The sequence below is a fragment of the Streptomyces sp. NTD107 genome (assembly GCF_059510435.1).
In genome coordinates this window covers 134575-147509 of the sequence record NZ_JCAJZV010000011.1, presented here as the reverse complement: position 1 = coordinate 147509, position 12935 = coordinate 134575, and the positions used below count along the sequence as shown (strand labels likewise).

General features: G+C 72.6%; 13 protein-coding genes and 1 tRNA gene. 2 read left to right on the top strand and 12 right to left on the bottom strand.

Annotated elements, in window-relative coordinates; translation table 11 throughout:
* Genes AC5WRL_RS21565 through AC5WRL_RS21555 form a run of 3 tightly spaced genes read right to left on the bottom strand, consistent with a single transcriptional unit; the run spans nucleotide 1 to nucleotide 2572 of the window.
* On the bottom strand, nucleotides 1-768 hold the full coding sequence (locus AC5WRL_RS21565; protein ID WP_496090262.1) for an ABC transporter permease: 768 nt from the start codon (nucleotides 766-768) through the stop codon (nucleotides 1-3).
* An 11-nt stretch (nucleotides 769-779) separates the two neighbouring features.
* Nucleotides 780-1553: an ABC transporter permease gene (locus AC5WRL_RS21560; protein ID WP_496090261.1), complete on the bottom strand. Its 774-nt coding sequence runs from the start codon at nucleotides 1551-1553 to the stop codon at nucleotides 780-782.
* Nucleotides 1550-2572: an ABC transporter substrate-binding protein gene (locus tag AC5WRL_RS21555; protein WP_496090260.1), complete on the bottom strand. Its 1023-nt coding sequence runs from the start codon at nucleotides 2570-2572 to the stop codon at nucleotides 1550-1552. The genes AC5WRL_RS21560 and AC5WRL_RS21555 overlap by 4 nt, the downstream gene beginning before the upstream one ends.
* Nucleotides 2573-2829: 257 nt before the next feature.
* On the opposite strand from AC5WRL_RS21555, the gene AC5WRL_RS21550 reads away from it, so the two are divergent.
* The gene (locus AC5WRL_RS21550) at nucleotides 2830-3309 is read left to right on the top strand and encodes a MarR family winged helix-turn-helix transcriptional regulator (RefSeq protein ID WP_496090259.1); all 480 of its coding nucleotides are present in this window, start codon (nucleotides 2830-2832) and stop codon (nucleotides 3307-3309) included.
* Between the two features lie 182 nt (nucleotides 3310-3491).
* On the opposite strand, the gene AC5WRL_RS21545 is transcribed toward AC5WRL_RS21550, so the two are convergent.
* The 8 genes from AC5WRL_RS21545 to galU form a co-directional block, all read right to left on the bottom strand.
* Entirely contained in the window at nucleotides 3492-3689 is a 198-nt protein-coding gene (locus tag AC5WRL_RS21545; protein WP_496090258.1) for a hypothetical protein, read from the bottom strand.
* A gap of 548 nt (nucleotides 3690-4237) precedes the next feature.
* Nucleotides 4238-4311: transfer RNA gene (locus AC5WRL_RS21540), tRNA-Ala, on the bottom strand.
* Between the two features lie 52 nt (nucleotides 4312-4363).
* Nucleotides 4364-5299 carry a divisome protein SepX/GlpR gene (sepX, locus tag AC5WRL_RS21535; protein ID WP_496090257.1) on the bottom strand — a complete coding sequence of 312 codons (936 nt, stop codon included), beginning with the start codon at nucleotides 5297-5299 and terminating at the stop codon, nucleotides 4364-4366.
* 128 nt (nucleotides 5300-5427) lie between these two features.
* Entirely contained in the window at nucleotides 5428-6054 is a 627-nt protein-coding gene (locus AC5WRL_RS21530; protein ID WP_496090256.1) for a GNAT family N-acetyltransferase, read from the bottom strand.
* Complete coding sequence (locus tag AC5WRL_RS21525) at nucleotides 6051-6545, bottom strand: MogA/MoaB family molybdenum cofactor biosynthesis protein (RefSeq protein WP_496090255.1); 495 nt, start codon at nucleotides 6543-6545, stop codon at nucleotides 6051-6053. The genes AC5WRL_RS21530 and AC5WRL_RS21525 overlap by 4 nt, the downstream gene beginning before the upstream one ends.
* Nucleotides 6542-7021 (bottom strand): cyclic pyranopterin monophosphate synthase MoaC, encoded by a 480-nt coding sequence (gene moaC / locus AC5WRL_RS21520; protein ID WP_496090254.1) that lies wholly within the window; start codon nucleotides 7019-7021, stop codon nucleotides 6542-6544. The genes AC5WRL_RS21525 and moaC overlap by 4 nt, the downstream gene beginning before the upstream one ends.
* Nucleotides 7018-8328 (bottom strand): molybdotransferase-like divisome protein Glp, encoded by a 1311-nt coding sequence (gene glp, locus AC5WRL_RS21515; RefSeq protein WP_496090253.1) that lies wholly within the window; start codon nucleotides 8326-8328, stop codon nucleotides 7018-7020. Before glp ends, moaC begins: the two co-directional genes overlap by 4 nt.
* Nucleotides 8321-9235 (bottom strand): UTP--glucose-1-phosphate uridylyltransferase GalU, encoded by a 915-nt coding sequence (galU, locus tag AC5WRL_RS21510; RefSeq protein ID WP_496090252.1) that lies wholly within the window; start codon nucleotides 9233-9235, stop codon nucleotides 8321-8323. The genes glp and galU overlap by 8 nt, the downstream gene beginning before the upstream one ends.
* 54 nt (nucleotides 9236-9289) lie before the next feature.
* Between galU and AC5WRL_RS21505 the strand changes: the two genes are divergently transcribed.
* Entirely contained in the window at nucleotides 9290-9919 is a 630-nt protein-coding gene (locus AC5WRL_RS21505) for a 5-formyltetrahydrofolate cyclo-ligase (protein ID WP_496090251.1), read from the top strand.
* A gap of 111 nt (nucleotides 9920-10030) precedes the next feature.
* Here AC5WRL_RS21505 and AC5WRL_RS21500 read toward each other — a convergent pair whose 3' ends face one another.
* Nucleotides 10031-12745 carry a penicillin acylase family protein gene (locus tag AC5WRL_RS21500; RefSeq protein WP_496090250.1) on the bottom strand — a complete coding sequence of 905 codons (2715 nt, stop codon included), beginning with the start codon at nucleotides 12743-12745 and terminating at the stop codon, nucleotides 10031-10033.
* Nucleotides 12746-12935 lie beyond the last annotated feature (190 nt).

The following is a 12935-nucleotide window of genomic DNA, read 5'->3' as shown; positions in this document are numbered from 1 at the left end:
TCATTTCCTTCCGGTCATGCCGATGTGCCAGTGCAGGACGCGCCGTTGGAGCGCGAGGAAGAGCGCGGTCAGCGCCGCGCCGAGCAGGCCGAGCAGCAGGGTGCCGGCCCACATCTGCGGGATGTCGAAGGAGTTCCGGGCGCTGACCGTGACAAAACCGACGCCGTTGGTGGCCGCGTACAGCTCGGTGACGACCATCATGATGAAGGCCATGCCGAGGGCGGTGCGGATCCCGGCGAAGATCTGCGGTGCGGCGGCGGGCAGCAGCACCGAGGTGAGCCGCTGGGTGCGGGTGAGCCGGTACGTACGGGCCACGTCCTCCAGTTGCGGGTCGATCCCGCGCACCGCGTCGGCGGTGTTCAGCAGCACCGGGAACGCGCAGACGAAGGCGATGACGCCGATCTTCGCGCCGTCGCCGATGCCGAGCAGCACCACGCTGACCGGGATGAGGGCGGTGCCCGGCAGGGAGCGGCAGAACTGGAGGGCGGGGTTCAGCGCCCGGGCCAGCGGTCTGCTCCGCCCCAGCGCGACGCCGGCGGCGACCCCGGCGGCCGAGGCGATCAGCAGCCCGGCGAGCAGGCGGGTGAGGCTCGGCAGCACGTCCGAGCCCAGCCGGGCGAACAGCCAGGTCTCCTGGAAGGAGGCCAGCACCGCGCTCAGCGGCGGGTAGAAGGGGGACGTGCTGCGGGCGGAGGTGGTCCACCACAGCAGCACCAGCAGGGCGGGGAGCACCAGCCGGAGAGCGATTCGGGTCGCGCCTGTTGTCACGGTTGCCCTCCTCATGCGGTCCGGGCCCGGTGGGAGGGGTGCCAGCGCAAGGCCCACCGTTCGAGCCGTTCGAAGCCGGCGTTGAGCAGCACCCCGAGCAGTCCGGTCAGCACGATGACGCCGTACATCGCGTCGTAGACGCCATTGGTGGCATAGGCGCCCAGCGTGGCGCCCAGCCCGGGGACCGCGCCGATGAGTTCCATGGCGATCGCCACCAGGAGGGTGATGGTGGACGCGATCCGTATGCCGGTGGAGAGGTAGGGGGCGATGGCGGGCGCGGTCACCCACACCAGCCGCTGCGTTCCGGTCAGCCCGTAGACGCGCGCGGTGTCCCGGGTGAGTGGGTCCACGGCCCGTACCCCGTAGAACGTCTGCGACAGCATCGGCCACACCGCGGCCACCGCGGCGAGCACGACCACCACCTGGGAGGTGGCGCCCAGCAGCAGGAGCATGACCGGCAGATAGACCACGACGGGGATGGGCCGGAAGAACTCGACCACGCCCGCCAGCAGTTCGTTCAGCACCGGGACGGCTGCCATCGCGCCGCCGAGCGCGGCGCCGATCGTCACCCCGGTGAGCAGCGCGAGGCCCCAGTGGCCCAGGGTCTGTCCGACGGCCGTCCACAGCTCGGCGGCGCCGAGGTTGCCGGCCAGCCATCCGCCGACGGTGGAGGCCGGGGGGATCTCGGCCGGGAGCGTGCCGGTGGTGGACAGCGTTTCCCAGAAGGCGAGCAGCGCGGCGGTGGTGAGCGCCGGGAGCGCGAACGCGAGCCTGTCGCGCCTCACCCGGAGACCTCAAGGCCGCGCGGCGGCGTGCTGAGATCGGTGGCGTCCGGCGCCTGCGGCCAGGCGTACTCCTCCAGCGCGGGCGCCGAATCCAGCCGGCCGTACTCGACCATCAGCGCGGCGATGCGCTCGGCGGAGTCGCGGTCGATGCCGCTCACGTACCAGGGCAGGGGCAGTGCGGCCACGGTGTCCGGGGGCGCGCCGGTGGTCTCCGCGATGGTCGCGCGGATCTCGTCGGGGTGGTCGTTGGCGTACGCGGTGGTCTCGTCCCAGGCGGCGAGGAAGCGCCGCATGACGTCCTCGTTCTCGGTGACGAACTGCCGTGCCGCCATCATGACGCCGGCGCTGCTGCGCGGGCCGAGGGCGGCGGTGGCGGGGTTGCCGATGGAGCGGAAGCCGTCGGTGGTCAGCTGCCCGGCGAACGGCTCGATGGTGCTGACCGCGTCCACCCTGCCCTGCCGCAGCGCCGCGAGCTGGTCCTCGAACGGTACGGCGATGACGCCGACCTCGTCGGGGTCGCCGCCCGCCTGCCGGACGGCCTCGCGCACCGTGAGGTCGAAGAAGCTTTCCAGGCCGTTGACGGCGACGGTCCGGCCGGCGAGGTCGGCGAAGGTCCGGATGGGGCTGCCGTCCGGCACGACGAGGGAGAACGCGTCGCCCTGCGGGGACTCGTAGTCGGTGACCAGGGAGGTGACGATCTGTACGGGGAAGCCGGCGGCGACGGCGGCGGGCAAGGCGGTGATCTCGGTGACGGCGAGATCGATCTGGCCGTTGAGCAGCAGGGCGACGCTGTTGGCGCTGGCGCCGGAGCCGGGCACCTGGGCGATCTCGATGCCGTGCCGTGCGAAGATTCCGCGCTCCACGCCGAGCGACAGCTGGGCGTTGTTGGCGGTCGGGCTGTAGTCGATGACCAGCCGGGTCAGTTCCGGGCCGGTCGTGGTCGCCGTGGCCCCGCCGCCGCCACCACCGTCCGCTCCGCACGCGGCGGTCAGGGCGAGGGCGGCCAGGAGGCCGAGCACCGTCCCGGCCCTTCGCGGTAACGCACGCGTACCGGCGATCACACTCCTCACTCGGCCGTTCCGGAGCCGGGCGGCCCGAGCGCGCGGCGCGCGGTGCGGTGGGCGATCGAGTTCGCGTACCGCGCGCCCCGGCCCAGGGACGGCGGACGCCTCCTCGGGGGCGACATACCTCGTGGCTGTCATGCCGAGCAATGTATCAAGTTCTTGATAGACAACAAGACCTGTATGAATGTGAAGGTGTTGTAAGCTCAGCGATCGTGACCGAACCACCCGGGACCACCCGCAACGCGGAGGTACTCAGCCGCGCCGTATCCCTGCTGCGGCGCGCCGACTTGGCCCTGCAAAGCACCAAAGAACCCCCGCTGCGCAAGCTCGGCGTCTCCGGGTCCCTGTACTCCGTCCTGATCAACCTTGAGGTGGAACCAGGACTGACCGGCGCCGAACTGGCGCGCCTGGTCGGCGTGACCCCGCAGGCGATCACGCCACTGGTCGGCAAACTCGTCGACCGCGGCTGGATCGAACGCCACCCGCACCCCAGGCACGCCAACGTCCAGGAGCTCTACCTCACCGACACCGGCCGCCGGGAACTCACCGGCGCCGACCGGCTGCTGGTACACCTCGACGGCCATCTGCGGGACTCACTCGGCGAGGACGACTACCAGCGGCTGTGCACCCTGCTCGGCGAGGTCATGAAGCACCTCCCCACCTGGACCCCGCCGACCGACACCCCGGCCTGACGCCCCGGCCGGGGCGAAGAAACCGGTGGGTTCGCGAATCACCGCATCCGGCCGCTCTTCGGAGATGCAGTGCCCGCCGCCCCGCACCTCCACCACCCTGATGCCGGTGCCCTCGTCCGGCCCCATCGGTTCACGGAGCGCGGCGTGGAACAACTCGCCGGCCATCGTCAGGACGGGAACCGTCACACCGGCGCGCGGGTGGCGAGATCCGCGACGTCCTGACGCATCGTCCGATACCAGTCGTTGCTGGCCCGGATCGCGGCGGGGGAGTCGTACGCATGGGCGCAGATCGCCCGCGCCTCCTCCTCGACGGACGCCCGGTCGACCAGCAGGTGGCCGTACAGCCGGTCGATCACGAGCCGGAACCGGCCCGCGAGCACCTGCGCTGTCTGTACCTGGCGTACGGGTTCCGTGAGGGGGCGGCCGGAGCTGAATCCCGAGGCCACAGAGACGTACGCGATGCACGTCCGCCGCTGCATCACGCCCGGCCTCGGGGCGCAACGGCTCGACAAGCTCACGGTCCGGGGTGCTGTGCCCAGGGCCGGGACGCCAAGCGTCCGGAGCGCCACCGCGACCCCCGCCGGCGGGTGCCCTCCCGGCGGACGGTGCAGGACGCTCGGACGGCGCTGCGGTCGGCGCTCGCACGCCACAACCGAGAAAATAATCGGCAAGAACGTGGCGGGCCAGGTCAAGGCGCGGCCCGTACGGCGGAAGAAGCCGCGGCTGGTCGGTCGACGAGGCGCGGACCCTCCGCGATCCGCTCCACTACCCGGCGTACGTCCTCACCCTCGTGCTCGGCCCCCGATAGCGAACTCAGAACGTCGTTGTTGTACTTCGCTGCTTGCACGCACGCGAAAGCCCCCGTCGATTGACTCGACGGGGGCTTTCGCCGGTCCGTTCCACCTGGTCTTGGGAACGGCCCTTGTTGTGGACCTGAGGGGATTTGAACCCCTGACCCCCTCGTTGCGAACGAGATGCGCTACCAGGCTGCGCTACAGGCCCTTGCAACGAGGGAAACTCTAGCATCCGTCGTGGGGCGGGCCGAAATCCGCTGTTACTCGCCGGCGGCGCGGGGGTGGTCGTCCTCTTCGAACTGGTCGAACAGCGGGGTGCGCTGCGGGCCCGGCTGGCCGCCGCCCGCCGCCGGGGGCTGCTGGCCGTGCTGGCCGTGCGGCTGCGGCGGCTGCTGGGCGGGGGTGGAGCGGGCCGCGCTCCAGGTGCCGGGGGCGTCCAGGTCCACGCCGCGGGTGGTGCGCGGGGCGACCGGGGCGCTCACGTAGGTGGGCAGCGGCACCGGGGCGGGCTCCCAGCCGTTCGGCTCGTCCTCGGCCGCCGGGCCCCGGCGGCGCTGCTGGTCGATCCATTCGGCGTGGTCGGTCTGCTCGACCACGGCCCGCGAGGGCTGTTCGGGGCGGGCCGCCGGGCCGGCCTGGGTGCGTTCGCGCAGCCGCCGGGCGGCGTCCTCCGCGCGGCGGCGGTCCATGGTGACCGCGTACCGGCGGCGCTCCTGGGCCCGTACGTTGATGATGTAGGCGCTCAGCAGCACGCCCGGGACGGCCGGGATCCACAGGGCGCCGCCCCCGGCGCTCAGCGCGAAGATGCCGCCCCCGGCGAAGGCCACGAACAACACCATCGTGGTACGCCGCCGGCGGGCCAGGACCTTCGCGCGGGCGGCGGTCACCGGTTCTGGCTCGGGTTCGGGGACGGCTTCGGGCTCCGGCTCGGGGTCGGGTGCGGCGAGCGCGGTCACCGGTTCGGCGTAGGCGCGCACGTCGGCGTCGCGGTCGCCTGGTGACGCGTCCCCCTCCGCGGCCCGCCGGGCGGCGCGCCGTTCCAGTGCCGCGCGGCCGGACAGCAGCCGGATCGCGGTGCTGAAGCGTTCCGTGGGACGGGCCTCGTTGAGCTCGTCCTGTCTGCGCAGCCACATGGGCACGAGGTACGCGGCCCAGGCCCCGACGATCATTGCGAAGATGAGACCACTGCCGCTCACGCTCACACGGTAGAGGGGTTTGCATGAGTCCATCTGCCAAATAGCGCGGTGTGTCGCACGATCCGGAGCGCATACCGGGCATTTCTTCGGATTTTATGGATCAGTTAAGGATTATCCGAATACGCGTTCTATTTGTTGTGTTGCTGGTGACTGCTCCGCCGGTGCCAGCGCTCCCCCAGCCCCTCCGGCACCTCATCCGCCGTCAACGCGAAGATCAGATGATCCCGCCAGGCGCCATCGATGTGCAGATAGCGTGGCCGCAGCCCCTCCTCCCGGAACCCCAGCTTCTCCACCACCCGCCGCGACGGCGCGTTCTCCGGCCGGATGCAGATCTCCACCCGGTGCAGCCCCACCGACCGGAAACAGTGATCCGTCGCCAGCGCCACCGCCGCCGGCATCACCCCGCGCCCCGCCACCTCCTGATCGATCCAGTAGCCCAGGTGCGCCGAACACATCGACCCCCACGTGATGCCCGCCACCGTCAACTGCCCCGCGAGACGCCCCCGGTACGTCACCACGAACGGCAGCATCCGCCCCGCCTGCGCCTCCGCCCGCACATGCCGCACCATCTGCCGGTACGACGGCCGGTGCCCCGGCAACTGCCCCGGCGGCGGGGGCGGAATCGTCGCCTCCCACGGCCGCAGCCAGTCCCGGTTGCGCTGATTGACCTCACGCCAGGCACGCTGATCACGCTGTCTGATGGGGCGCAGCCCCACCTCGCCGTCCCGCAGCTCCACGGGCCAGGGAATGTTCACGGCCGGTGATCGCCGCCGCGCAGCTGGTCCACCGCGTGCCGCGCCAGCGGCTCCAGCACGGCCAGCCCGTCCCGTACCCCACCCGTCGAACCCGGCAGATTCACGATCAGCGTCCGCCCCCCGGCCACCCCGGCCAGCCCGCGCGACAGCGCCGCCGTGGGCACCTTCGCCAACCCGGCCGCCCGGATCGCCTCCGCGATGCCCGGCACCTCGTAGTCGATCACCGCGCGCGTCGCCTCCGGCGTACGGTCCCTGGGCGTCAGCCCCGTCCCGCCCGTCGTCAGCACCAGGTCGTACCCGGCCGCCACCGCCGCCCGCAGCGCCGCCGCCACCGGCTCGCCGTCCGGCACCACCTGCGGCCCCTGGGCCACGAACCCCCACCCGCGCAGCGCCGCCACCAGCAGCGGCCCGCCCCGGTCCGGGTACACGCCGGCCGAGGCCCGGTTCGACGCCGTCACCGCCAGCGCCCGGTACTCCCGCTCACCGCTCATTCGGCGCGACTCCAACGCCCGGACTTGCCACCCGTCTTCTCCGCCACCCACACATCGGAGATCACCGCGCCCGGGTCCACGGCCTTCACCATGTCCACCACGGTCAGCGCCGCCACCGACACCGCCGTCAGCGCCTCCATCTCCACCCCCGTACGGTCCGTGGTGCGCACCGTCGCCGCGATCTCCACCGCGTCGTCCGCCACCGTCAGCTCCACCGTCACCCCCGACAGCGCCAGCGGATGACACAGCGGGATCAGCTCCGGGGTGCGCTTGGCGCCCATGATGCCCGCGATCCTGGCCACCGCCAGCGCATCCCCCTTGGGCACCCCCGCGCCGCGCAGCAGCGCCACCACCTCGGGCGACACCCGTACCCGGCCGGTGGCCCGCGCCGTGCGGGCGGTGATCTCTTTGGCGCTGACGTCCACCATCCGGGCCGCGCCCGACGCGTCCAGATGGGTCAGATGAGGGCTGCTCATGAGGAGCTACCGTACTCCTGCGCCTCCCCGCCCAGCGGCACCACCGTCAGCTCCGCCCCACACGCCGCGGCCGTGGCCGCCTCCGGGATCTCGATCAGCGCGTCGGCGCGGGCCAGCGCCGCCAGCAGATGCGAGCCCGCGCCGCCCACCGGCCGCACCGTGCCCAGCCGTTCGCCGGGCACCGGCGGCGTGTAGGCGCCGCGCAGATACTGCCGCCGGCCGGCCGGCGAGGTCAGCGGCGCCGCGCACTCCAGCCGCGCCCGCACCCGGGGCCGCTCCACCCGCGCGTGCCCGGCCAGCGCCCGCAGCGCCGGGCGCACGAACAGCTCGAACGACACGTACGAGCTGACCGGATTGCCGGGCAGCGCCAGCAGCGGCACCCGCTGCCTGCCGACCAGCCCGAAGCCCTGCGGCTTGCCCGGCTGCATCGCCAGGCGCCGGAACTCCACGCTGCCGCGCAGCGCCTCCTTCACCACGTCGTACGCGCCCACGCTCACCCCGCCGCTGGTGATCACCAGATCGGCGCGCGAGAGCTGGTCCTCCAGGGCGGCCCGCAGCCGCTCCGGCTCGTCCGCGACGGTGGCCGCCCGGTACGCGGCGGCCCCGGCGGCGCGGGCGGCGGCGGTGAGGGTGAAGCTGTTGGAGTCGTGGATCTGCCCGGGGCGCAGCGCACTGCCGGGGGGTACGAGTTCGCTGCCGGTGGACAGCACCACGACGCGCGGGCGCGGCCGTACCTCCACCGTGGCCCGGCCGACAGCCGCCAGCAGCCCCAGCTGCGGCGGCCCCAGCACGGTGCCGGCCGCCAGCGCGAGGGTGCCGGCCGCCGCGTCCGAGCCGCGCGCGCGGATGTGCGCCCCGCGCTCGGCGGGCCGGTGCACCCGTACCCGCGCCCCCTCCGCCACCCGCCCGGCCGGCATCGCCGCCACCGGGCCGCCGCCGAGCCCGCCGTCCGTCCACTCCACCGGGACCACCGCCTCGGCGCCCGGCGGCAGCGGCGCGCCGGTCATGATCCGGGCGGCCTGCCCCGGCTGGAGCGCCGGAAGTTCCGCGCCGCCGCCCGCCGCGATGTCGGCGACCACCGCGAGGCGGGCCGGCCGCTCGGCGGTGGCGGCGGCGATGTCGGCGCAGCGCACCGCGTACCCGTCCATCGAGCTGTTGTCGAACGGCGGCAGCGCGGTGGGGACGGTCACGTCCTCGGTCAGCACGCAGCCGTCCGCCTCCAGCAGCGGCAGGGCGATCGGGTCCAGCGGGCGGACCGCCCGCAGAATGTCGGCAAGGTGGTCATCGACCGACCACAGGTCACTCAAGTGCCCGCATCTCCTCGTTGACATAGGTCTTCAGCCAGGTCCGGAACTCGGGCCCGAGGTCCTCACGTTCGCACGCGAGCCGGACGATGGTGCGCAGATAGTCGGCGCGGTCGCCCGTGTCGTAGCGGCGGCCCTTGAACACCACCCCGTACACCGGGCCGCCGGTCACCTCCGAGGTGGCCATCGTCTGGAGCGCGTCGGTCAGCTGGATCTCGCCGCCCCGCCCCGGCGGGGTCTTGCGCAGCACCTCGAAGACGCCGGGGTCGAGGACGTAGCGGCCGATGACGGCGAGGTTGCTGGGGGCGTCCGCCTGGTCGGGCTTCTCCACCAGGTCGGTGACCCGGTGCACCCCGTCCTGCCCGGTGGATTCGACGGCGGCGCAGCCGTAGAGGTGGATCTGGGACGGGTCGACCTCCATGAGCGCGATGACGGAGCCGCCGCGCTCCTCCTGGACGGCCGTCATCCGGGTGAGCAGCGGGTCGCGCGGGTCGATGAGGTCATCGCCCAGCAGCACGGCGAACGGCTGGTCGCCGACGTGCGGGGCGGCGCACAGCACGGCGTGGCCCAGGCCCTTGGGGTCGCCCTGCCGCACGTAGTGGATGGCGGCCAGGGCGGTGGACTCCTGCACCCGGGAGAGCCGGTCGAGGTCGCCCTTGCGGCGCAGCGCGTCCTCCAGCTCGTAGTTGCGGTCGAAGTGGTCTTCGAGGGGACGCTTGTTGCGCCCGGTGATCATGAGGACGTCGGTGAGGCCGGCGCTGGTGGCCTCCTCCACGACGTACTGGATCGCCGGCTGGTCGACCACCGGCAGCATTTCCTTCGGGGTGGCCTTGGTCGCGGGGAGAAACCGGGTCCCGAGCCCGGCGGCGGCGATGACAGCCTTGCTGATCCGGGGGCGAGGTGATGTCATGCCCGTCACTTTATCCAGCTAGTGTGCTTGGACCCTTTACGCGAGGATGACGAAATGGATCATGTCGCAGGGACCGCACGGACCGCGCGGGACGGCAAGCGGGTGGTGCGCCGCGATCTGCTCGCGGTACGCGCCGCGCTCGGCGCCGACGAGGTGACCCAGGCCGCCGCGGAGCTGGCCGCCCAGGCGCTGGGCCTGCCGGAGCTGGCGGCGGCCCGCACGGTCGCCGCGTACGTGTCGGTCGGCCACGAGCCGGGCACCGGCGCGCTGCTGGACGCGCTGCGCGAGCGCGGCGTACGGGTGCTGCTGCCGGTGCTGCGGGAGGACGACGACCTGGACTGGGGCGCGTACGAGGGCCCCGGGTCACTGGTGGAGACGGAGCGCGGCGGCCGGATGCGGCTGCGCGAGCCGGGCGGGGCACGGCTGGGCCGGGAGGCGGTGCTGGCGGCGGACGTGGTGCTGCTGCCCGGGCTCGCGGTGGACGCGCGCGGGGTACGGATGGGGCGCGGCGGCGGCAGCTACGACCGGGTGCTGGCGCGGCTGGCCGGCGCGGGGGCCGATCCGGCGCTGGTGGTGCTGCTGTACGGGCACGAGGTGGTCGGCGAGCTGCCGGTGGAACCGCACGACCGGCCGGTACGGGTGGCGGTCACCCCCGAGGGCGTACACCGCTTCCCGCCGCGCTGAGCGGCGGCCGGGCGGCAACGACGGCGGGGCGGGGCGAGCCGGGGCGGCAACGACGGCGGGGCGGGACCGGCTCGTACCGGTACCGCCCCGCCCGCCGCGTTCAGTACGGCCTCACTCCCCGCTTTGGCCGCCACCCGCCGCCGGGGTCAGGGTGAGCGTGTCCCGGGTACGTTCGGCCACCGCCTCCGCCGTCGACGGCCACGGCAGGAACTCGCCGCGCGCCCACATCCCCGTCTGGTCGGTGTAGTTCTCGTGGTACGCGTGCCCCGAGGCGCCCGACAGGTTGATCCACAGCGAATCGTCGAAGTCCGCCAGCGACACGATCATCCGCATGGACGGCACCCACGTCGTCTCGTAGCCGCCCGCCGCGTTCCAGCCGGTGGCGTTGACCGCGTCCGCGCCGCCCGACAGGTTCCACGGCCCGCGGTTGAGCATCCAGCGCAGCGGGCCCGGGCCCTCCTCGCCGAGGGTCTGGTTGGTGAGCGTCAGCTGGTGCAGCCGCCCCCAGCTCCAGGTGTCGATGTCCTTGCCCAGCTTCGCGGTCAGCTCCCAGCGGGCATCGCGCAGGGCACGCGCCAGCAGCTCGTCGCGGTCGGTGGCGGCCGGCTCCGTACGGGTGGCCGGGGTCGTCCACCAGTCGCTGTCGGGCTCCTCGATCAGGTTGCCCACCACCTCGAACCAGCGGTCACCGCCGTCCGGCCACGCCGAGTCCGGGGAGCGCTCGCCGCACTCGGTCTGGAACAGCGTGTCGCCGTTGGCGTCCTCCAGCGGCGCCGAATCGTCGGCCGGGCGCACCCGCAGGCACTGGCCCTCCACCCGCAGCTCCTTGGGGAGCTTGTGGCCGAAGGCGAGCTGGAGCATGTTCGCCCACACCGCGTTGTAGTAGGCGGCTGCCGCCGAGTCGGAGTCCTGGCTGTAGTCCCAGCCCTCCAGCAGCTGCTGCGCCTCGCGGACGTAGGGGTCGGAGATGTCGATGTCCAGCAGGTAGGGCACCAGGACCCGCGCCATCTCGTTGCTGTTGTCCAGCTGGATGGACTGCATGTCGCCCATCGAGATCTTCCCGCCGTCCTCGATCTTCGACACCAGCAGATCCTCGATGCGCTGGCTGCGGGTGCCGTAGCTCCAGTCCTCGGTGAGGAAGTGGTCGTAGCCGGCCGGGTCGATGACGGCCTGGTTGGCGGTGACGATGTAGCCGCGCTCGGGGTTCAGCTCCCAGGGCAGCTCGTCGGCCGGGATGTAGCCGGTCCAGTCGTAGGCCGAGTCCCAGCCGGGCGCGGGGTAGCGGCCGTCGCCCTTGCCGCGTACCGGGATCTTGCCGGGCGCCTGATAGCCGATGTTGCCGGCGGTGTCGGCGTAGATCATGTTCTGCGCCGGGACGGCGAAGTCGGCGGCGGCGGCCCGGAAGTCGTCGAAGGTCGCGGCGGTGTTGAGGCCGAAGACGGCGTCCATGGTGTTGGACGGCTCCAGCGCGGTCCAGGTGAGGGAGACGGCGTAGCCGTTGCCGCGGTCCGGGGCGCCCGACTCCACGGGCGCGGTCTGGCCGGTCTCGGCGAACTCGTCGTGCCGGTCGGAGACGATCGGGCCGTTCTCGGTGGACCGTACGGTGATCTCCCGGTCCTCGCCGCCCGCGACCTTGATGATCTCGGTACGGGTCTCGTACGGCTTCTGCTCACCGTCGCGCAGATAGTTGCCGTCGCTGAGCTTTTCCAGCCGCAGATCGGTCACATCCGCGCCCAGGTTGGTGAAGCCCCACGCGATGTCCTCGTTGTGGCCGATCACCACGCCCGGCATCCCGGAGAAGGTGAACCCGGACACCTCGAACGGGCACTCCTCGCTCACCTCGTTGCAGTACAGCCCCATCTGGTACCACACGGACGGCAGCGCCGGCCCCAGGTGCGGGTCGTTCGCCAGCAGCGGCAGCCCCGTCGTCGTGTACTGCCCCGACACCACCCACGAGTTCGAACCGATGCCACTGCCCGCCGGACCCAGCAGCGCCGGGATCGCGTCCAGGGTCGCCGACAGCGCGCCCAGCTGCGTGGTGACCCCGTCCACCGCGTCATCGGCGGACGACCCGCCGTCCGGCGATGTGGAGCCGGAACCGTCCGCACCGTCACCGATCGTCTCGACGATCGGGTTGTGCCGGTCGTACGGGTACTCCGGGTACAGCTCCTCGATCTGCTCCGGGCTCAGCCGCCCCGCCAGCAGCGACCGGTCGACCTCGTCCTCCATGTTGCCGCGCAGATCCCAGGCCATGGCCTTCAGCCACGCCACCGAGTCCACCGGGTCCCACGGCTCGGGCGTGTAGTCGTTGAGGAAGCCGAGCGCCGCGTACTCCACCGACAGATCCGCGCCGGAACGCGACCCCAGATACGCGTTCACGCCCTCCGCGTACGCCTCCAGGTACGCCTTGGTCTGCGGCGCCAGCTCCTCGTCGTACTCCTGCTGGGCCACCTGCCGCCACCCCAGGGTGCGCAGGAACGCGTCCGTCTCCACCTGCCCGTCGCCGAACATCTCCGAGAGCCGGCCCGAGGTCAGATGCCGGCGGACATCCATCTCCCAGAACCGGTCCTGGGCATGCACGAAGCCCTGGGCGCGGAAGAGGTCATCAGCGGTGTCGGCGTACAGGCGCGGGATGCCGTTCGCGTCCCGCTGCACGGTGACCGGGCCACTGAGCCCGTCGATTTCTATCTCCCCGGACACCTGCGGGTAGGACGCCCGCACGGTGCTCACGGTCCAGAACGCGCCGTACCCCAATCCGGACAGGACGATCAGTACGACAGCGATCACGAACACGCGGAGGCGCCGCGAGGGCTTCTTGGCGGGCATCTGTGTCCTTCACAGGCCAGGTAAGCGGATGGAAGCAACCATAGACATACGGCCACTGGGGTGAGCCTACGGGGAGTCACCCGCCGCGATGGTCTGCGTCATAAGGGGGCGAAGCGCGCTCGGCGGGCGCTGCCGGGTGCCGGTGGCGCCGGTCGGCGGGGGTCGGCAGTGGACTTCCGTACCCGGAATG